Genomic DNA, 19,110 nt, shown 5'->3' with positions numbered 1-19,110 from the left:
CTCGCTGACATCGCCACTCACTTCGGGTCGACCACCACCCTTGGCATTAAGACAAAAAAAAAAGAGCCGCAGAGCGGCTCTTTTTTTGTCGGCAATGGCGACTTATTTTTTCGCTTCGCGGGACGCGCGCTTACGATCGGATTCGGTCAGCAGCTTCTTACGAATGCGGATGCTCTCAGGAGTCACTTCCACCAGCTCATCGTTGTCGATGAATTCCAGCGCCTGCTCCAGGGTCATCACGATTGGCGGAGTCAGCACCTGAGCGTCGTCAGTACCGGAAGCACGAACGTTGGTCAGCTGCTTGCCTTTCAGGGCGTTTACCGTCAGGTCGTTATCACGGCTGTGAATACCGATGATCATGCCTTCGTACACTTCCACACCGTGTCCAATCATCAGGCGGCCACGTTCCTGCAGGTTAAACAGGGCGTTGGTCAGGGCTTTACCGGTCGCGTTGGCGATCAATACGCCATTGTTGCGCTGGCCGATTTCGCCACCCTTGTGAGGGCCGTACTTGAAGAAGGTGTGATAGATCAGACCAGTACCCGAGGTCAGGGTCATGAACTCGGTCTGGAAACCAATCAGGCCACGGGATGGCATGATGAAGTCCATACGGATGCGGCCTTTGCCGTCCGGTGCCATGTCGGTCAGCTCGGCTTTACGTACGCCCAGCTTCTCCATCACACCGCCCTGGTGTTCCTCTTCGACGTCAACGGTAACGGTCTCGTAGGGTTCTTCCAACACACCGTCGACGGTACGCAGAATCACTTCCGGACGGGACACGGCCATCTCGTAGCCTTCACGACGCATGTTCTCGATCAGAACACCCAGGTGCAGTTCACCACGGCCAGAAACGCGGAACTTGTCCGGATCATCGGTCTGCTCAACACGCAGGGCCACGTTGTGAACCAGTTCCTGTTCCAGGCGCTCCAGGATGTTCCGTGAGGTCACGTACTTACCTTCCTGACCACAGAATGGTGAGGTGTTTACCTGGAAGGTCATGGTAACGGTTGGCTCATCCACAGACAGCGCCGGCAGGCCTTCCACTTCGTTCGGGCAGCAGATGGTGTCGGAGATCTTCAGCTCACCCAGACCGGAAACCGCAATGATGTCACCGGCTTGCGCCTCTTCCACATCGTGACGCTCCAGACCCAGGTACCCCAGTACCTGGCCCACTTTTCCATTACGGACATTGCCGTTGGCGCACTGAATGGTGACCTGCTGGTTCAGCTTCACTTTACCGCGGCTCACTCGGCCAACGCCGATCACGCCAACGTAGGAGTTGTAGTCCAGCTGAGAGATCTGCATCTGGAAAGAACCATCCGGGTCGCCGGCAGGGGCCGACACCTGGTCAACGATGGTCTCGAAGATGGCGGTCATGTCTTCGCCCTGAGTCTCGGCATCGTGAGAAGCCCAACCGTTCAGTGCGGAGGCGTACACCACCTGGAAATCCAGTTGCTCATCGGTCGCGCCCAGGTTGTCGAACAGGTCAAATACCTGGTCCATTACCCAGTCAGGACGAGCACCCGGCTTGTCAATTTTGTTAATCACAACAATTGGCTTCAAACCCTGAGCAAAGGCTTTCTGGGTTACGAAGCGGGTCTGTGGCATCGGACCCTCTTGGGCGTCCACCAACAGCAGTACGCTGTCGACCATAGACATTACACGCTCCACTTCACCACCGAAGTCGGCGTGTCCTGGGGTGTCCACAATGTTGATGCGGTAATCGTTCCATTTGATGGCAGTGTTCTTAGCCAGAATGGTAATACCGCGCTCTTTCTCCAGATCGTTGGAGTCCATCACGCGTTCGTCGAAATCAGTACGGCTCTCTAAAGTTCCGGACTGCTGCAGCAGTTTGTCCACCAAGGTGGTCTTGCCGTGGTCAACGTGCGCGATAATCGCAATATTTCTTAGTTTGTCCAGCACGATTCTGCCTGGCTCCATGGTTGCATCAAAAGGGCGGCTATTCTACTCTTTCGGACAGCAACAGGATAGTGCTTTTTTTCACCAACGAGCAGAAGCCATGGAAGTCGCTGCGTTACTCTCGGTGCATTGCACCAAAATTAAGCAACCCACGCACCATTATGGTGCAATTTGGTATCCCGCTCGCTACACTCCTTCACCAAAAACCCTACACATCAATAACTTAATACTTTGGCACAGCTTTAGCATAGGCTGTGGCAGAGCATTTAGGGCCGTACACGCCATTTGGAGGTAAACAGGATGTCTGTCGAACACGTATTAGAACTAATTAAAGAAAACGATGTGAAGTTTGTCGACCTGCGCTTCACCGATACCAAAGGTAAAGAGCAACACGTCTCCCTGCCCAGCCACCAGATTGACGGCGACTTCTTTGAAGAAGGCAAGATGTTCGACGGCTCCTCCATCGCCGGTTGGAAAGGCATTAACGAGTCCGACATGGTGCTGATGCCGGATGCGGCCACCGCCGTACTCGACCCATTTACCGAAGAGTCCACCCTGAACCTGCGTTGCGACATCATCGAGCCGACCACCATGCAGGGCTACGACCGCGACCCGCGTTCCATCGCCAAGCGCGCCGAAGGCTACATGCGCAGCGCCGGCTTTGCCGACGAAGTGTTCTTTGGTCCAGAGCCGGAGTTCTTCCTGTTTGACGACGTCAAATTCAAGACCGACATGGCCGGTTCCATGTACCAAATCGATGCCGAAGAAGCCAGCTGGAACTCCGACAAGCACTTCGAAGGCGGTAACATGGGTCACCGTCCTGGCGTCAAGGGTGGCTACTTCCCAGTGGCTCCGGTGGATTCCTCGCAGGATCTGCGTTCCGCCATGTGTCTGGTGATGGAAGAGATGGGCCTGACCGTCGAAGCACACCACCACGAAGTGGCTACCGCCGGCCAGAACGAAATCGCCACCCTGTTCAACAGCATCGTTGAAAAGGCAGATGAAATTCAGATCTACAAGTACGTGGTTCACAACGTGGCCCACGCCTACGGCAAGACCGCAACCTTCATGCCTAAGCCGGTTGTCGGCGACAACGGTTCCGGCATGCACTGCCACCAGTCGCTGATGAAGAACGGCGAGAACCTGTTTGCCGGCGACAAGTACGGCGGCCTGTCCGAAACTGCCCTGTACTACATCGGTGGTATCATCAAGCACGCCCGTGCTATTAACGCCTTTGCCAACGCGTCTACCAACTCTTACAAGCGACTGGTTCCCGGTTTCGAAGCCCCGGTTATGCTGGCCTACTCCGCCCGTAACCGCTCGGCCTCCATCCGGATTCCAGTGGTACCCAGCCCGAAAGCGCGCCGCATCGAAGTGCGCTTCCCGGATCCAACCGCCAACCCGTACCTGGCCTTTGCCAGCATGCTGATGGCCGGCCTGGACGGAATTAAAAACAAGATCCATCCTGGTGAAGCGATGGACAAAGACCTGTACGACCTGCCAGCCGAGGAAGCCGCAGAGATCCCAACTGTTGCTGCCTCCTTTGAACAAGCCCTGGATTGCCTGGATGCGGATCGTGAGTTCCTCACCGCCGGCGGCGTGTTCTCTGACGATTACATCGATTCCTACATCGAGCTGAAACGTGCTGAGGTTGAACGCCTGAACATGACCACTCACCCTGTTGAGTTCGACATGTACTACAGCTGCTAAAAATAAAAACAAACCAGCATTTTAAGCCCACCGTTCTGGTGGGCTTTTTTGTGGCTGCTACACTCTGACTACGTACGCCATCAGGAGCCCAGGGATGTGGATTCTGTTACTACTGCTGCTGATCAGCGGCTTGGCCCAGGGCACCGTCTACCGCTGGGTGGACGCCAACGGCGTGGTTCATTACAGCGACACGGCCCCAGCCAAAGCCCGAGCCGACCGCTTGCAACCGACAGCCGATAGCCAGGTGCGCATTCGCCCCATGACCTTGCCCGCGGGTTCCGATCCTCAGGCCGAGGATGCGGCACCCCATTACCAATTAACCCTGCTGACCCCGACGGCAGATGCCACCTTACGCGACAACCGCGGCCGCATCACCGTCAAAGCCACCGTAACCCCGGCCCTGGCCCGGAATCATCGCCTGCTGCTGCTGTTGGACGGTCAGGCTCAACCGATGAACGGCAAGGCGATGACCCTGGACAACGTCGATCGCGGCAGCCATCAACTGCAGTTGCAAGCCATCGACGACCAGGGGCAGTTATTGGGCAGCAGCGACGCCATTACCGTTCACCTGCACCGCCAGTCGGTGCTGCAGTCACAGCGCAAAGGCACCTGACTCCACGCATTGTGGCAAACAACTTGCAGTGTTTCCCCACCGGGTCGGAATTCGGCCACGACAGCCCATTTTTGTTGCGCATCACCAATGAAGTGCACACCACCACACCGGTGTTGCACCAAATTGGTGCAGTGGTATCTTAGGGATAGCCGTCACCACAGGAGTACCCACCCCAATGGCACCGATTGAGGAAACCCGCTTGTTAAATCACCTGACTGCCGCCGTCATGGTGGTGGACAACCAACTGATGGTGCAGTTGGCCAATCAGGCCTGCGAGCAACTGTTTGGCCTCAGCCGTCGACGCCTGACCGAGATCCGTCTGACCGATTGCGTCTCACGCATCGGTCTGGAACCGGCGCAACTGCAACACAGCCTGGCCAGCCATCAGGGGTCCGCTTTCTACGCCATGAGCCTGATCACCCTCGACGGTCAACACCACACGGTGGACCTGTTCCTAACTCCGATGCAGGACGGTCAGGGATTGCTGGAGCTCAGAGTCATCGATCAACAGCAACGCATCAGCCAGGAACTGCACCAATACGCCCAGCACCATGCGGCACAATTGCTGGTGCGGGGACTGGCCCATGAGATTAAAAACCCCCTCGGCGGCCTGCGGGGTGCGGCCCAACTGCTGGAGCGACAACTGACCGAACCGGGTCAGAAGGAGTTTACCGGCATCATTATTGAGCAAGCGGATCGTTTAAGAATGCTGGTGGACAGACTGCTCGGGCCGCAGAAACCCGGCCCCAGGGTGGTGGCCAACATTCACCGGGTGCTCGAGCAAGTCAGCCAACTCTGTGCCCTGGAGTTTCCCGACACTCTGGTGTTTGTCCGGGATTACGACCCGTCGATTCCCGACTTCGACATGGAGCGGGATCTGCTGCAGCAGGCGGTGCTGAACATCGTCCGCAATGCCGCCCAAGCCATGGAGGGACGGGGCACCATCACCCTCAAGACCCGCACCTGCAGTCAGGTGACCATTGCCGGAAAACGCCATCGCATGGCGGTCATGGTCAGCATCATCGACAACGGTCCCGGGATCGACGACAAGCTCAAAGATACCCTGTTCTACCCGATGGTAACCGGCAAGGCCGATGGATCCGGGTTGGGACTGTCCATCGCCCAGAACGCCGTCGCCCAGCACCAGGGCCGCATCGATGTCGACAGCTGGCCCGGCCACACCGCCTTTACCCTGATGCTGCCACTGATGACCACTAAGGAGAGCCAATGAACGAGCGAGTATGGATACTGGACGACGACAGCTCCATTCGATGGGTTCTGGAGCGGGCCATGCAGGCCGAAGGGATCAGCAGCGCCAGCTTTGCCAGCGCCGAGTCACTGTGGCAGGCACTGGCGGATCAACAACCGGACGCCATCATCAGCGACATCCGCATGCCGGGCACCGACGGCCTGACGCTGTTGGAGCGGGTGCAACAGCACTACCCGCAGTTGCCGGTGATCATCATGACCGCCCACTCGGACCTGGACAGTGCCGTCGGCGCCTACCAGGCCGGCGCCTTTGAATACCTGCCGAAGCCGTTCGATATCGACGAGGCCGTGGCCTTGGTTCAACGGGCGTTGGAGCAGTCGGCAACTCAGACCAAGCCCCGCCGCGAAGCGGCCATTCCGGTGCCAGAGATCATCGGCGAAGCGCCCGCGATGCAGGAAGTGTTCCGCGCCATCGGGCGGCTGTCCCGCTCCACCATCAGCGTGCTGATCAACGGCCAGTCCGGTACCGGTAAAGAGCTGGTGGCGCATGCGCTGCACAAACACAGCCCCCGCGCCAGCGAGACCTTTATCGCCCTCAACATGGCCGCCATTCCCAAAGACCTGATTGAATCGGAGCTGTTTGGCCATGAAAAAGGCGCCTTTACCGGCGCCGCCGGTGTCCGCCAGGGCCGCTTCGAACAAGCGGACGGCGGCACCCTGTTTCTGGATGAGATCGGCGACATGCCATTGGACGTGCAGACCCGGTTGCTGCGGGTGCTGGCCGACGGTCAGTTCTATCGGGTCGGCGGCCATCAGCCGGTCAAGGTGGACGTGCGCATCATCGCCGCCACCCACCAAAACCTGGAGAGCCGCGTCGCCGACGGTGAATTTCGTGAGGATCTGTTCCACCGCCTTAACGTCATCCGCGTGCACCTGCCGGCCCTCAAGGACCGCAGCGAAGACATTCCGGCTCTGACCCGCCACTTCCTCAACCGCGCCGCCAAGGAGCTGGGCGTGGACGCCAAACGGCTGCACCCCGATACGGTGAAAAAGCTGGTGACTCTGGAATGGCCGGGCAATGTACGCCAGTTGGAAAACTGCTGTCGCTGGATGACCGTCATGGCTTCGGGTCAGGAGATCCTGCCCGCGGACCTGCCGCCAGAACTGCAAACAGGCAGCGGGCAGGAGCCCCCTCGTCAGCCGGGAGACTGGCAATCTGGGTTGGCATCCTGGGCTGAGGATGCCCTGAGGCAGGGCCAGCAGGAGCTGCTGGCAACGGCACTGCCTCAATTTGAGAAGATCATGCTGGAAACCGCCCTGCACCACAGCCGCGGTCACAAACAGGAGGCGGCCAAGCTGCTCGGCTGGGGCCGCAACACCCTGACCCGCAAGATCAAAGAGCTGGGTCTCTAGCCAGGCTCGGCGACCACCACGCTTTGCGGGTCCTGGTGCACGATCACGTCGCTGTCCGGCAGGGCGGTGCGAATGCGCCGCTCCACCGCGTCGGCAATGTCGTGGGCATCCCGCAATGAGATGTCGCTCTCCAGTTCGATGTGCAGCTGCACGAACAGCACATGGCCAGAGCGGCGGGTGCGCAGATCGTGCAGTCCCAACACCCGCGGGTCCTCCAGTGTCAGCCGTTCAACCTGCTGGCGCACCTCCGGCTCAGCTTCACGATCCAGCAGCAGTTGTACCGCCTCGTACCCCAGAGTGATGGCCCCGTAGCCGATATAGAGAGCGATCAGCACCGAGAACACCCCGTCCGCCCACCAGAATCCTTTCGACGCCAGCACCAGGGCGATCAACACCGCCAGGTTCAGCAGCAGGTCTGAGCGGTAGTGCAGGGCATCGGCGGCAATGGCGGTGGAGCCGGTAACCTTGACCGCATGGCGCTGCACATACAGCAGTGCCAGAGTCAACGCGATTGCAAACACCGACACGCCGATACCGATACCGGAATGTGACAGCGCGGCCGGCTTAAGAATGCGGTCCACCCCATGGAACACCAGCAGAAAGCTGGAGCCAAGGATAAAGCCAGCCTGGGCCAGCGTCGCCAACGGCTCGGCCTTACCGTGGCCGAAGCGATGATTGTCATCCGCCGGTTGAATCGCCAGCCGCAGCGCCATCAGGTTGATCAGCGACGCCGCCGCATCCATCAGGGAGTCGGTCAACGAAGCCAGCATGCTGGCGGAACCCGAGTAAAACCAGGCCACCAACTTGGCGATGATCAGAACGCTGGCGGTGGCCACCGACGCACGACTGGCCCAGGTCACCCAGAACTGATACTCGGAACGAACAGGAGTTGGCATTGCTTTGCCCTTGCTGAATTCAAAACTGTCGCAATTGTATCAGCTACCCGCGCCATGGCGGATCAAAAAACGGGGCCAAGGGCCCCGTCATACAGAGAGAGTGCAAAAATCAGAACTTATCCAACATCCGTTCCATCTTCTGTGCCTTGCGATCCGCCAGCTTCTGCTTCTGCTCCGCCGTCAGAATCTGATAGATCTTGTGATGCGTCTGCATCTGCTGCAACTGACGCTCGGCCATGCGAGTCTGGCGGTACTGAATCAGCTCATTGGCCAGCTCAGAATTAAACTCCGGGCTCTCCAGCAATTGCTGGCGCTTCTCCATCTGCAGCTTCACGGCTTCGATGTCCGGCTTGACCCGGTTATCACGAGCCTGAGTCATGATGTCGCGCACCTGTTGTTTCTGCTCGTCACTGAGATCCAGAGAGCGCAGCATCTTGCGAATGTCGTGGCCACGACCGCCGCGGTCGTGCTTGCCTTGTTTGTGGTGGCCATCGTAGTAACCCCCACCGTAGTTTTTGTCCTGAGCGGCGACACCCGCCACTGCGGTAGCAGCCAGAGCAACGGCGGCAACGGAGGCGAGGACAACGCGTTTTGCAGTTTTCATAATCGGTTCCTTTCTGGACTGAGGTAGATGTAATCGACGTATCCAGAATATCCGCTGCAATGTTAGGCAACTGCATCACTGCGTAAAACTGTGTAAAGTAAGGCAAGTAAGCCCCGCGACACGAGTTAGGCTTAGCCTATAGAAGGTATAGGAGGGCAACAATGGGTAAGATTCTGCTGGTCGAAGATGACCTGGATCTGTGTGAGTTACTGACAGAATTGCTGCAGATGGAAGGCTTTGAGCTGACCAGCAGCCAGAATGGCCGCGAAGGGCTGGAGCTGGCTCTGAAACAGGAGTTTGACCTGCTGTTGCTGGACGTCATGCTGCCAGAAATGAATGGCTTCGAGGTACTCAAATCCCTGCGTCAGCACAGTCAACTGCCGGTATTAATGCTCACTGCCCGAGGCGATGACATCGACCGAGTGGTCGGACTGGAAATCGGTGCCGACGACTACCTGCCCAAGCCGTTTAACGACCGCGAATTGGTGGCTCGCATCAAGGCCATTTTGCGCCGCACCCACGACAAAACCGACCCTCAGACCGATCAACTCAATGCCGGGGATCTGACCCTGTTCCCCGGACGTCAGGAGGTATGGCACCAACAAGAGTCCATAACCCTGACCTCCACCGAATTTTCCCTGCTGCATGCGTTGCTTAGCCAGACCGGGCAGATCGTCTCCAAAGAGGAGCTCAGTGTGACGGTTCTGAACAAAAAGCTGATGCCTTTTGATCGCAGCCTGGACATGCACCTCTCCAACCTGCGCCGCAAACTGCCAGAGCGTAGCGACGGTCGCCCGCGGGTGAAAACCGTCCGCGGCAAAGGCTACATATGGCTCGAGTAGGGGCGGGTTTGCCAAACCGGCTGTTCATCAAGCTGCTGTTGGCGTTCTGGCTCACCTCTCTGGTGATCGTCGGCGCCGTCATTCTGCTGCCCAAATTCCAGCAACTGGACGACCGTCAGCCACTGCAAACCTGGCAACAGGAGATGCTGACCAAGTCCGCCCGGCGCATTGAACGGTTACCGATTCAGGACGTGGATCGCTTCGTTGACCGGTTACGACACCCGGATCGCCGACCACCGCCAGGAATGATGCAGCGCCCCGAATTCAGAGACGGGCCGCTGAAAGACGATCGGTTCCGGTTTCACATCGTCACTCCCCAGGGCGGCGTCCTGGGCCGACACCAGCAGCGACTGCCCAAGCCGGTCCGAAAATTCCTGCTGGAAAGCGAGAACCTGCAGCAGCAGTTGTCGGTGCGTTCCCGCAGTGCGGTGGTGTTTGGCCCTCAGCCCCTGACCCTCAAGGGTGAGCCCTACCTGCTGTTGGTGGAGATGCGCAAATCCCACCCACGCTCCTGGCTGTTCTATCTGCAGGACAACCCGTTGGTATTGATCCTGGCCATGGCGCTGGCCTCGGGCATCATCTTCGGCTTTGTCGCCTGGCACTTCGGCAAACCGCTGAACGCCCTCAAACGCACCGCACAGCAACTGGCCGAAGGCGATCTCGATGCTCGGGTCGATCGCCACATTCTCAATCGTCGCGACGAGGTCGGCCAACTGGCCAAGAGCTTCGATGCCATGGCCAGCTCCCTCAGCACTCAGGTGCGAGAGCAGCAGCGGCTGATCTCCGACATCTCCCACGAGCTTCGCACCCCTTTGACCCGCATCCAGCTGGCCCTGGCCCTGGCCCGCAAGAAAGGCCAAGACAGCAATGAACTGATGCGTCTGGGCCAGCAGGCGGACCAGATGGAGATGATGATTCAGGAGCTGCTGCAGCTGTCGCGGTTGACCAATCAAGGCAGCGAACATCGGCAGCGGTTTGCCCTGGACAGTCTGCTGGATGCAGTGATAGACGGCGCCCGCTTCGAAGCGGAACAGCAAGGCAAACAGGTGCACACCCAGTTGGCCGATGGCTTGACCCTGGTGGGCAACGACACCCTGCTGTGCCGAGCAGTGGAAAACCTGCTGCGCAATGCCATCCGCTACGGTGAGCACCGCATCACCCTGACCACCGAACAGCGGCAACAGCGCGTGCTGATCAGCGTCGAAGACGATGGGCCCGGCGTGCCGCCGGCACAGCTGGAGGCGATCTTCAAACCTTTCCATCGCGTCTCTGAGGCCCGGGATCGTCAATCCGGTGGCTGGGGACTGGGACTGGCCATCGTTCAGGCCGCCGCCACCGCCCATCACGGCAGCGTGGCCGCCTCTCTGGGCCAACAGGGAGGACTGAAGGTCACCCTGAACCTGCCCGCCGCCTGAACAACCAGCCGGCCACCGCGCTTGCGGCGGCCGGGTTGGCTGTGTCACCATTCCGCCTTCCTAACGCAACCGGCACACCCCATGTTTGAAATCGCCTTGTACGAACCCGAAATCGCCCCCAACACCGGCAACATCATCCGCCTGTGTGCCAACAACGGCTGCCGACTGCACCTGATTGAGCCACTGGGATTTGATCTGGAAGAGAAGAAACTGCGTCGAGCCGGGCTGGATTACGGCGATCTGACCCGAGTGAGCCGCTACCCCGATTATGACGCGTTTTTGCAGGCCATGGCCGGGCGACGCCTGTTCGCGTTAACCACCAAGGGCAGCCGCCCTCACACCGAGCCAAGCTACCAACCCGGCGACGTGCTGCTGTTTGGCCCCGAAACCCGTGGCCTGCCTCAACCGGTTCGCGATGCCATTCCCGAATCCCAGCGAATTCGGGTCCCCATGCTCGGCAGCAGCCGCAGCCTCAACCTGTCCAACACCGTCGCCATCGTCAGCTATGAAGCCTGGCGCCAGCAAGGGTTTGCCGGGGCAGTGTAAGGCTCAGGCCAGCAACAGCGCCTGCAGCTCAGGCAGGCTGCGCACTTGAAAGTCCGGCACAATGCCATCCGGGCAGGGGCGGCCGTGTTGATTCAGCCAGCAGGTATCAAATCCGGCTCGCTGACCACCGATAATGTCGGAATGAGGGTTGTCCCCCACCATCAGCACCCGTTGTGCCGCCGGGTTTGCCATCAGCGACTTGGCATGATCGAAGATGCGAGGATCCGGTTTGGCCACCCCCACCTGCTCCGAGATCACCAATAGCGAAAACAGCCCCTCCAGCTCGGTATTCTTCAATCGCGCCTGCTGCAGATCGGTAAAGCCATTGGTGATGATGCCCAACTGTGCCTGACGGTGCAGCGCCGTCAGCAAGGTTCTTGCCCCGGGCAACGGCTGACACACCTCGGCCATCGCCTTCAGGAACGCCGCATTGATCTCCGCCGCCGACAAGGCCAGCTTGCTGGTCCAGGGTTCAAACCGGCTCTGCTGCAACTCCCGGGCTCCGATCTCGCCATTCTGATACGCCACCCACAACGGGCGGTTGCGCTGCTGATACTCCAGATAATGCTGCCGGTCGAAGTCACAGCCGCGGCGAGCAAACAGCAGCTGCAGGCCGGCAAAGTCATCGAAATGAAACAGGGTGTCGTCGGCATCAAACAGAATCCAGTCGTAGTTCAAAATCGTGCTCCTTAAAATGTGCTGGCCCTACTCTACACAAGCGTTCGCGGCGTTATAATCACACTTTAGGAAATTCTGCATGTCCCATAGGGAATAAATGCCAAATCGAGATCCCTTTGCCAGCCTGCCGGTGCTGGTGGCCGTGGTGGAAAGCGGCAGCTTTTCGGCCGCGGCCACCCGCCTGGGCCTGACACCGTCGGCGGTCAGTAAACGCATCAACGCACTGGAGCAGCAGTTAGGGGTGCAACTGCTGCAACGCACCACTCGCAGCTTCAGCCTCACCGAAGCCGGTGACGAGTATTACCGGGACGCCCATCGTGCCTGGCAACTGATGCAGCATAGCCAGGCCAGGCTGCAACAGCGCCTCAGCCACCCACAGGGCACCCTGAGTCTAAGCCTGCCCATGGTGTTTGGCCGTCGCTACATCAGCCCATTATTGCCGCAGTTCCTTCAGCGCTATCCAGACGTCGGCATCGACCTGATGCTGGACGACCGCATGATCGATCTGGTGCAGGAGGGCATCGATGTGGCCATTCGCATTGGCCATCTGCCGGACTCCCCCCAGGTCGCGACGCGTCTGGCCCCCTGCCAATCGGTGCTGTGCGCCAGCCCGGCCTACCTGGACCTCGCCGGTATCCCGACTCATCCCGCCCAGCTCCAACACCACAACTGCCTGCACTACAGCTACTTCCTCGGCGGCAGCCACTGGCAACTGGGCAGCCATCGAGTTCAGCCGAGCGGCAACTTCCGCGCCAACAGCTCCGACGTCCTGCTGGACGCCCTGTTGGCCGGTGTCGGCATCGCCCAGATGCCCACCTTTATCGTCGCCGACTCGCTCAAGGCCGGTCGACTTGTCGCCCTGATGCCCGATCACCCACTGCCGCGCCATAACGTCTACGCCCTGAGTCCGGGGCGTCACGGCCAGCCCGCCAAGACCCGGGTATTTATTGAATTTTTACAACAGACTATCGGGCATAACCCGCCGCCCTGGGAGCGTTGACTCAAACGCTCGACTCAGAACCAAGCTCTGAGTGTGAAAATGAATTCAGCGTTTCCTCCTTCGTTTGGCTGCCTTCAGGGCGGGTTATTCCGAACAATTCTTGACCGCAAAAAGCGTGACCTTGGTCAATAATTACCTCCAGTTTGCTACCTATACTCGGAATGGACTGCCGGATTCAACAAAGATAAAGGAGGCGACTATGCCTGAGTATCGTACCGCGCAGATAAGGAACCTGGCCCTGATGGGCCACACCGGAAGCGGGAAATCCACCCTCATCGAAGCCCTGTTGTACCGGGCCCATGCCATCAATAACCGCGGCAGGGTCGACAAGGGCACCAATCACGCCGATTTTACTGCCCAAGAACAAGCCCATCACCACAGCCTGGAACCTTCATTCCTCTCCTTCGATTACCACGATCACCACATCAACCTCATCGACACTCCCGGACTGGCCGACTTCTTTGGCCGGGCGCTGCTGCCGTTGCCGGCGGTCGAATCGGTGCTGCTGGTGGTGCATGCAGATCGTGGCATCGAAGCCGTCACCCAGCGCGCCTTCGAACACGCTCGAGAGCAGGGCAAAGCCATCGTGGTGGTGATCAACCACATCGACGATCACCTGTCCGGGCTGGAAGCCCTGGTGGAACAGATTCAAACCCGGTTTGGCCATGGCTGCCTGCCAGTCAACCTGCCGCTGGCCGACGGCAGCGCCGTCGCCGATTGCTACTTTGCACCCGACAGTAGCGCCCAGACCCTATTCAGTGACGTCACCAGCGTCCATGACGAGCTCATCGATACCGTACTGGAAGAGGACGAAGCCCTGATGGAGCTGTATCTGGAACAGGGAGAATCCCTGAGTCCGGAGCAACTGCACGCCCCGCTGGAAACCGCCCTGCGCCAGGGCCACCTAGTGCCCATCTGCTTTACCAGTGCCGAGCAAGACATCGGCCTGTCGGCACTGCTGAAAGTCCTGGTCGAAGTGATGCCCAACCCATTGGAGGCGACCCCACCCCAGTTCCTCAAAGGCTGGGGCGAACAGGAACAACCGGTCACCATTAGCCAAAACCCAGAGGATCATGTGCTGGCCCATGTATTCCGGGTAGGCATAGACCCCTTCGTCGGCAAGATGGGGGTCGTCCGTCTGCATCAGGGCAGCATCAACACCGGTATGCGCCTGCTGATTGGCGATGGCCGCAAGCCATTCAAGGTCAGCCACCTGTTTAAGCTGCAGGGGAGTAAGCAACTGGAGTTGAAGCACGCCATCCCCGGCGACATCTTCGCCCTGGCCAAGATCGACGGCCTGGAGGTAGACGCCATTCTTCATGACAGCCATGACGAGGACCACTACCACCTGCCGAAGCTGGACCTGCCTCAACCCATCTTCGGCCTGGCGGTGAAGCCCAAGCGCCGCGGTGATGAACAAAAAATCGCCGAGGTACTGCACAAACTGGTGGCGGAAGATCCCAGCCTGCACATTGAACACCAGGAAAACCAGAACGAAACCGTACTCCAGGGCCTAGGCGACCTGCACGTACAGATCGCCCTGGAGAAAGCCAACGAGGTGTTCAACGTCGACATGGAAACCGCCAAACCTTCGGTGGCCTACAAAGAGACCATTACCACTGCGGCGGAAGCGATGCACCGGCACAAGAAGCAGACCGGCGGCGCTGGCCAGTTCGGTGAGGTGCACCTGCGCATCGAACCTCTGGGCCGCGGCGAAGGCTTCCAGTTTGAAAGCCAGGTGGTCGGCGGCGCCATTCCGGGCCAGTTCATTCCGGCCATCGAGAAGGGCGTCAAGGAGGCCATGGCTCAGGGTTTCCTGGCCAGCTTCCCGATGCAGGACATCAAGGTGGTGGTGCTGGACGGCAAACATCATGCGGTCGACTCCAAGGAGATCGCCTTTGTGGCCGCCGGTAAGAAAGCGTTTCTGGAAGCGGTCTCCAAGGCCAGTCCGGTGATCCTCGAACCCCTGGTGGACATGCACGTTCAGGTGCCCCAGGACAAGATGGGAGACATCACCGGCGATCTCAGCGCCCATCGAGCCATGGTCTGTGGCACCGAGGCGCTGGACAACAGCAGCGTCGACATCAACGTCGAAGCGCCGCTGGCGGCACTGGACGACTACGCCACCCGGCTCAAGGCGATGACCGGAGGCGAAGGCCAGTACTCCATGACCTTCAGTCGCTACGAAGTGGCCCCACCCAATGTGCAGGAATCCCTGATGCACTAAGGGGCAATCAACAACTAAGGCGCTCTTTGAGCGCCTTTTTTTGTTTTGGTGGCGGTTCACGGTCAACCCGGGTGGAATCTGATAAGCTCAATGCACACCCGATCATTCTCACTTGGATTCCAGCATGTCCCGATGGATCATTGCGGCGCTGTGCGCCTTGCTCGGAGGACCGGCCATGGCCGACTACCACACCGACTCACTGTTTAACATCAAGGGGCTGGCCATCGGCCAGGCCGCAGACCCACAGGGGCTTACCGGCGTGACCGTGCTGCGCTTCGATGGCGGCGCCACCGCCGGGGTCGATGTGCGCGGGGCCGCCCCGGGCACTCGGGAAACCGATCTGCTCAAGCCGGAGAACCTGGTGGATAAAGTGCATGCCATTGTCCTGTCCGGGGGCAGCGCCTTCGGCCTGGACAGCATGAGCGGCGTCGCCCGCTACCTGGAGGAGCAAAAGATCGGCTTCGATACCGGTGTCGCCTACGTTCCCATCGTTACTGGCGCAGTACTGTTCGATCTGGCACTGGGGGATCCTAAGCGTCGCCCCGATGCCGACATGGGCTACCGGGCTGCCGCCAGCGCTAAACGTCAGGGCCTTGAAGAGGGCAACGTCGGCGCCGGCACCGGCGCCAGCGTCGGCAAGATTGCCGGCATGGGCCGGGCCACCAAAAGCGGCATCGGCAGCTACAGCCTGACTCTGGACAACGGCCTGGTCGTCGGCGCAGTGGTGGCGGTGAATGCCTGGGGGGACGTGGTCAACGGCAATACCGTGGTCGCCGGCACCCGCAGCGAAGACGGTCAGCGGTTTGTGTCCGGCACCGACCTGATCCTGGCCGGTGCCAACGGCGAAGGCTTCGCCGGCCGCAACACCACCATCGGTGCCATTGTCACCAACGCCAAGCTGACCAAATCCCAGGCACTGAAGCTGGCCCAGATGGGCCACGACGGCTATGCCCGGGCGATTCGCCCGGTCCACTCCATGTACGACGGTGACACCCTGTTTGCCGCCGGCACCGGCGAGATAGAGGTCAGCAACATCAACGCAGTGGGCGTCATTGCCGCCGAAGTGGTGGAGCAGGCGATTCACCGCGCGGTTAAGGCCGCCACCGCCGCCGGCGGCCTGCCCGCCGCGTCCGACCTGACCCGGTAATCAAAAAAAACGGAGCCCAAGGGCTCCGTTTTCTGTGGTACCGCTGCGCTTAAAAGCGGAAGCCGTCAGCGGCCATGGCCACTTCACGCACCGGCCCGTATTCTGCCGCCAAAGAGCGGATGTCGTCGGCCTTACCGATCATCACCAACTGCAGATTGTCGTGAGGGAAGGCCCTGGCGATCAACGCCTGGGTGCGTTCCAGCGTCAGGCTGTCGACCTGATTCTGGAACTCATTGATGAACTCCGGACCAAAGCCATACAGGTACATCTGTCCCAGCAGTCCCGCCAGCTGAGACGAGGTCTCGTACTTAGGCGGAAACTGCCCCTTTACGTACGCTTTGGCGGAATCCAGGGTGGCTTGATCCACGCCTTGCTGCCACAGGCGGGCGTAGGTCTTCAGCGCCAGATCCACCGCCGCCTGGGTGTTCTTGGTGGCGGTAAAGGTGCTGATCTGGAAGCTGCCACCGGCAGAATAGGTGTTAAAGCGGGAGCGGGCACCGTAGGTCAGTCCGGCGTTGACCCGCAACTCGTCATTCAGCCAGGAGGTGAAGCGGCCACCGAGGATGGTGTTGAGCACCTGCAGGGCCACGTAGTCCGGATCATCGCGGGAGACGCCCGGGCCACCAATGATAAAGGTGGTCTCGATGGCATCCGGCTTATCCACCAGCAATACCGAGGCCGCCTTCGGGTTCGGCAGTTGTTTGGCCAGCTGTGGCTTAGCCGGCGTGTTAGCACCGCGCCAGTCATCAAACAGCCCTTCCAGTCGCTGCTTCATCTGAGTGGCATCGAAATCCCCCACCAGGGTAATGGCCATGTTCTGCGGCTGGTACCAGCTGCCGTGGAAAATTTTCAGGTCATAGTTATCCATGCCAGACACCGCATCAGACTCACCGACGGTGGCATTGGCGTAGGGGTGCTCCCCATACAGCAGGCTGTCAAAATAGAAGCCAATCACCTGGCGAGGGCTCTCCTTTTGTTGCGCCAACTGCGCTGCGTAGCGAACCTTGGCCTTGTCGACCTCGTCTTCGGGGAAACTGGGCTTGCGCAACAGCTCCGCCAACAGCGGCAGCATCACATCGGCGTCTTTGCTCATGAAACGCATCGACACGCTGCTGCCCTCTTTACCGGCAGCGGTGCTCAGGCTGGCCCCCAGGCTGTCAACCAGGGCCTCCAACTGTTGCTTGCTGCGCCGTTCGGTGCCCAGCAGTAAGCCATCCACGGTCATGGTGGCCAGTCCAGGCACGCTGTCATTCACCGCACCGGCACGGACGGTGGCCGAGGCGGTGATCAGCGGCACATTGCGCTTCTCCATCAACTGCAGGGTTAGGCCGTTCTTCAGGGTCACGGTCTCATACGCCGGCAGGGTAAAGGCTTTAGTCTCCACCGCTTTGAACACCGGCGCGTTGGTTTCAGGGGCAGCCACGACGTCGGTTTTCGGGGTCGTCTGGCTGCAGGCCGCCAGCATCATGGCGGCCAATGACAGGGTCAGGGCTCTCATTGATCGTTGTCCTCTTCGGCGGCCAGCACACCCACGGTGCGATTGGATTTCTTCAGGTAGGTGCGGGCAACCCGCTGCACATCTTCACGGGTGACCTTGGCGTAGGCCTCCGGAGCGCTGTACATCTTGCGCCAGTCCCCCTGGAACAGCTCGTAAGTGCCCAAGGTGTTAGCACGGCCATTGATGGTTTCCAGGGTGTCGTAGAATCCCATCAGCTTGGCGTTTTTAATCTTATCCAGTTCATCCTGAGTCACGCCGTCGGCGGCCACCTTGTTGATCTCGGTGATCATCGCCTGTTCCAGAGTGGCCGCGGTAACACCGGGTTTGGCCACCGCAAACAGGTACAGCAGGTTCGGGTCGAAACTCTCAGGGACGTAACCGTCGATGCCCAGGGCCAACTGCTGTTCGTCCACCAGCGCCTTGTTGAGACGAGCGCTGTTGCCGTCGATCAGCAGCGACATCAGCACGTCCAGGGCGTAGCTGTCCTGGTGCTGAGTTTCGGGAACGTGATAGGCAAACATCAGGTTGGGGCTGGTCACCGACTCCTTACGGACGTACACCCGTCGTTCCCCTTTCTGCTCCGGCTCGACGGTCCGCACCTTGGCCGGAGGGGTCTGGGCAGGAATGGTACCGAAGTAGTGCTCGGACAGCGCCTTGACCTGCTCGAACTCCACCGCACCGGCGATCACCACCACGGCATTGTTGGGAGCGTAGTAAGTCTTGTGGTACTGCTTCAGGTCATCCAGAGTCCAGGCGTAGATGTCGGACTCATGACCAATCACGCTCCAGCTGTAAGGGTGAGCCCGAAACGCCGTCGCCTTGACCTCTTCCTGCAGTGCACGCCAATTGGAGTTTTCCAGCCCGGTGGTGCGCTCCGACGCCACCACATTACGCTCACTTTCGACCATCTTGGCATCGATGTTCAGATGAGCGATGCGATCCGATTCCAACTTGAAGATGGTCTCGATGGCATCGGCCGGGAACCAGTCGGTGTACACGGTGACGTTTTCGGTGGTGTAGGCGTTGTTGGCGCCCCCGGCGGCCTCCATGGTGCGGTCGAACATCTTAGGACCGTAGTTTTTGGAGCCGTTGAACATCATGTGTTCAAAGAAGTGTGACAGGCCGGTGATGCCGGGCACTTCGTTGCGCGACCCCACCTTCCAGAACAGGTACATGTTGGCATTGGGAATGGCGTGATCCTCCAACACCAGAATCTTCATGCCGTTATCCAGGGTAAAGCTCTGCACGTCTGACGGTTCCGATGCCTGCGCCAATGCCGGCATCAAGGTCAAGGTCAGGGTCAGAGCCAAAGCCGGGGTGAGTAACTGTTTCACCAGACCGCTCCTTGTTACTGAAAAATTAACAAAACATCATGCCAGCCACCGGCTGGCA

Annotated in this window: 16 protein-coding genes; 10 read left to right on the top strand and 6 right to left on the bottom strand. The window is 59.6% G+C overall.

Going from position 1 to position 19,110, the window contains the following annotated elements; genetic code table 11:
* Nucleotides 1–102: 102 nt before the first annotated feature.
* Nucleotides 103–1,941: a translational GTPase TypA gene (typA, locus tag H598_RS0108105; RefSeq protein ID WP_035415692.1), complete on the bottom strand. Its 1,839-nt coding sequence runs from the start codon at nucleotides 1,939–1,941 to the stop codon at nucleotides 103–105.
* A gap of 279 nt (nucleotides 1,942–2,220) precedes the next feature.
* On the opposite strand from typA, the gene glnA reads away from it, so the two are divergent.
* The 4 genes from glnA (at nucleotide 2,221) to glnG (ending at nucleotide 6,865) form a co-directional block, all read left to right on the top strand.
* Complete coding sequence (gene glnA, locus H598_RS0108100; RefSeq protein WP_028112570.1) at nucleotides 2,221–3,630, top strand: glutamate--ammonia ligase; 1,410 nt, start codon at nucleotides 2,221–2,223, stop codon at nucleotides 3,628–3,630.
* 94 nt (nucleotides 3,631–3,724) lie between these two features.
* Nucleotides 3,725–4,243, top strand: coding sequence for a DUF4124 domain-containing protein (locus H598_RS0108095; RefSeq protein WP_028112569.1), 519 nt, complete (start codon nucleotides 3,725–3,727; stop codon nucleotides 4,241–4,243).
* Nucleotides 4,244–4,427: 184 nt separating this feature from the next.
* A complete protein-coding gene (gene glnL / locus H598_RS0108090; RefSeq protein ID WP_028112568.1) occupies nucleotides 4,428–5,474 on the top strand; it encodes a nitrogen regulation protein NR(II) in 1,047 nt (348 codons plus the stop codon).
* A complete protein-coding gene (gene glnG, locus H598_RS0108085) occupies nucleotides 5,471–6,865 on the top strand; it encodes a nitrogen regulation protein NR(I) (RefSeq protein ID WP_028112567.1) in 1,395 nt (464 codons plus the stop codon). Before glnL ends, glnG begins: the two co-directional genes overlap by 4 nt.
* Here glnG and fieF read toward each other — a convergent pair.
* Both fieF and H598_RS0108075 read right to left on the bottom strand, forming a co-directional pair.
* Nucleotides 6,862–7,761, bottom strand: coding sequence for a cation efflux pump FieF (gene fieF, locus H598_RS0108080; RefSeq protein WP_028112566.1), 900 nt, complete (start codon nucleotides 7,759–7,761; stop codon nucleotides 6,862–6,864). The genes glnG and fieF overlap by 4 nt on opposite strands.
* Before the next feature lie 109 nt (nucleotides 7,762–7,870).
* The gene (locus H598_RS0108075) at nucleotides 7,871–8,365 is read right to left on the bottom strand and encodes a Spy/CpxP family protein refolding chaperone (RefSeq protein ID WP_028112565.1); all 495 of its coding nucleotides are present in this window, start codon (nucleotides 8,363–8,365) and stop codon (nucleotides 7,871–7,873) included.
* Between the two features lie 161 nt (nucleotides 8,366–8,526).
* Here H598_RS0108075 and H598_RS0108070 point away from each other — a divergent pair, with 161 nt between their 5' ends.
* The 3 genes from H598_RS0108070 to H598_RS0108060 all read left to right on the top strand — a co-directional run bounded on the left by H598_RS0108070 (nucleotide 8,527) and on the right by H598_RS0108060 (nucleotide 11,168).
* Nucleotides 8,527–9,207, top strand: coding sequence for a response regulator (locus tag H598_RS0108070; protein WP_028112564.1), 681 nt, complete (start codon nucleotides 8,527–8,529; stop codon nucleotides 9,205–9,207).
* Nucleotides 9,195–10,622, top strand: a complete 1,428-nt coding sequence (locus H598_RS0108065) for an ATP-binding protein (protein ID WP_028112563.1) — start codon at nucleotides 9,195–9,197, stop codon at nucleotides 10,620–10,622. Before H598_RS0108070 ends, H598_RS0108065 begins: the two co-directional genes overlap by 13 nt.
* A gap of 81 nt (nucleotides 10,623–10,703) precedes the next feature.
* Nucleotides 10,704–11,168 (top strand): tRNA (cytidine(34)-2'-O)-methyltransferase, encoded by a 465-nt coding sequence (locus H598_RS0108060; RefSeq protein WP_028112562.1) that lies wholly within the window; start codon nucleotides 10,704–10,706, stop codon nucleotides 11,166–11,168.
* Between the two features lie 3 nt (nucleotides 11,169–11,171).
* On the opposite strand, the gene yjjG is transcribed toward H598_RS0108060, so the two are convergent.
* On the bottom strand, nucleotides 11,172–11,846 hold the full coding sequence (gene yjjG, locus H598_RS0108055) for a pyrimidine 5'-nucleotidase (RefSeq protein ID WP_028112561.1): 675 nt from the start codon (nucleotides 11,844–11,846) through the stop codon (nucleotides 11,172–11,174).
* Between the two features lie 97 nt (nucleotides 11,847–11,943).
* Here yjjG and H598_RS0108050 point away from each other — a divergent pair, with 97 nt between their 5' ends.
* From H598_RS0108050 to H598_RS0108040, 3 genes are all read left to right on the top strand, one after another.
* The gene (locus H598_RS0108050) at nucleotides 11,944–12,846 is read left to right on the top strand and encodes a LysR family transcriptional regulator (RefSeq protein WP_028112560.1); all 903 of its coding nucleotides are present in this window, start codon (nucleotides 11,944–11,946) and stop codon (nucleotides 12,844–12,846) included.
* A gap of 199 nt (nucleotides 12,847–13,045) precedes the next feature.
* A complete protein-coding gene (fusA, locus tag H598_RS0108045) occupies nucleotides 13,046–15,073 on the top strand; it encodes an elongation factor G (RefSeq protein ID WP_028112559.1) in 2,028 nt (675 codons plus the stop codon).
* Between the two features lie 124 nt (nucleotides 15,074–15,197).
* Nucleotides 15,198–16,220: a P1 family peptidase gene (locus H598_RS0108040; RefSeq protein WP_084144384.1), complete on the top strand. Its 1,023-nt coding sequence runs from the start codon at nucleotides 15,198–15,200 to the stop codon at nucleotides 16,218–16,220.
* 49 nt (nucleotides 16,221–16,269) lie between these two features.
* Here H598_RS0108040 and H598_RS0108035 read toward each other — a convergent pair whose 3' ends face one another.
* Both H598_RS0108035 and H598_RS0108030 read right to left on the bottom strand, forming a co-directional pair.
* A complete protein-coding gene (locus H598_RS0108035; protein ID WP_028112557.1) occupies nucleotides 16,270–17,718 on the bottom strand; it encodes a M16 family metallopeptidase in 1,449 nt (482 codons plus the stop codon).
* The gene (locus H598_RS0108030) at nucleotides 17,715–19,052 is read right to left on the bottom strand and encodes a M16 family metallopeptidase (protein ID WP_028112556.1); all 1,338 of its coding nucleotides are present in this window, start codon (nucleotides 19,050–19,052) and stop codon (nucleotides 17,715–17,717) included. The genes H598_RS0108035 and H598_RS0108030 overlap by 4 nt, the downstream gene beginning before the upstream one ends.
* Between the last annotated feature and the right edge of the window lie 58 nt (nucleotides 19,053–19,110).

The organism is Ferrimonas kyonanensis DSM 18153 (genome assembly GCF_000425405.1).
Taxonomy (GTDB): Bacteria; Pseudomonadota; Gammaproteobacteria; order Enterobacterales; family Shewanellaceae; genus Ferrimonas; species Ferrimonas kyonanensis.
This window is presented reverse-complemented; position numbering and strand designations above follow the sequence as displayed.

Coding starts and splice junctions, on each gene's coding strand:
- typA (WP_035415692.1), bottom strand. CDS start 1,941: ATGGAGCCAGGCAGAATCGTGCTGGACAAACTAAGAAATATTGCGATT.
- H598_RS0108035 (WP_028112557.1), bottom strand. CDS start 17,718: ATGAGAGCCCTGACCCTGTCATTGGCCGCCATGATGCTGGCGGCCTGC.
- glnA (WP_028112570.1), top strand. CDS start 2,221: ATGTCTGTCGAACACGTATTAGAACTAATTAAAGAAAACGATGTGAAG.
- H598_RS0108050 (WP_028112560.1), top strand. CDS start 11,944: ATGCCAAATCGAGATCCCTTTGCCAGCCTGCCGGTGCTGGTGGCCGTG.
- fieF (WP_028112566.1), bottom strand. CDS start 7,761: ATGCCAACTCCTGTTCGTTCCGAGTATCAGTTCTGGGTGACCTGGGCC.
- glnG (WP_028112567.1), top strand. CDS start 5,471: ATGAACGAGCGAGTATGGATACTGGACGACGACAGCTCCATTCGATGG.
- H598_RS0108075 (WP_028112565.1), bottom strand. CDS start 8,365: ATGAAAACTGCAAAACGCGTTGTCCTCGCCTCCGTTGCCGCCGTTGCT.
- H598_RS0108095 (WP_028112569.1), top strand. CDS start 3,725: ATGTGGATTCTGTTACTACTGCTGCTGATCAGCGGCTTGGCCCAGGGC.
- H598_RS0108065 (WP_028112563.1), top strand. CDS start 9,195: ATGGCTCGAGTAGGGGCGGGTTTGCCAAACCGGCTGTTCATCAAGCTG.
- H598_RS0108060 (WP_028112562.1), top strand. CDS start 10,704: ATGTTTGAAATCGCCTTGTACGAACCCGAAATCGCCCCCAACACCGGC.
- H598_RS0108040 (WP_084144384.1), top strand. CDS start 15,198: ATGTCCCGATGGATCATTGCGGCGCTGTGCGCCTTGCTCGGAGGACCG.
- fusA (WP_028112559.1), top strand. CDS start 13,046: ATGCCTGAGTATCGTACCGCGCAGATAAGGAACCTGGCCCTGATGGGC.
- H598_RS0108070 (WP_028112564.1), top strand. CDS start 8,527: ATGGGTAAGATTCTGCTGGTCGAAGATGACCTGGATCTGTGTGAGTTA.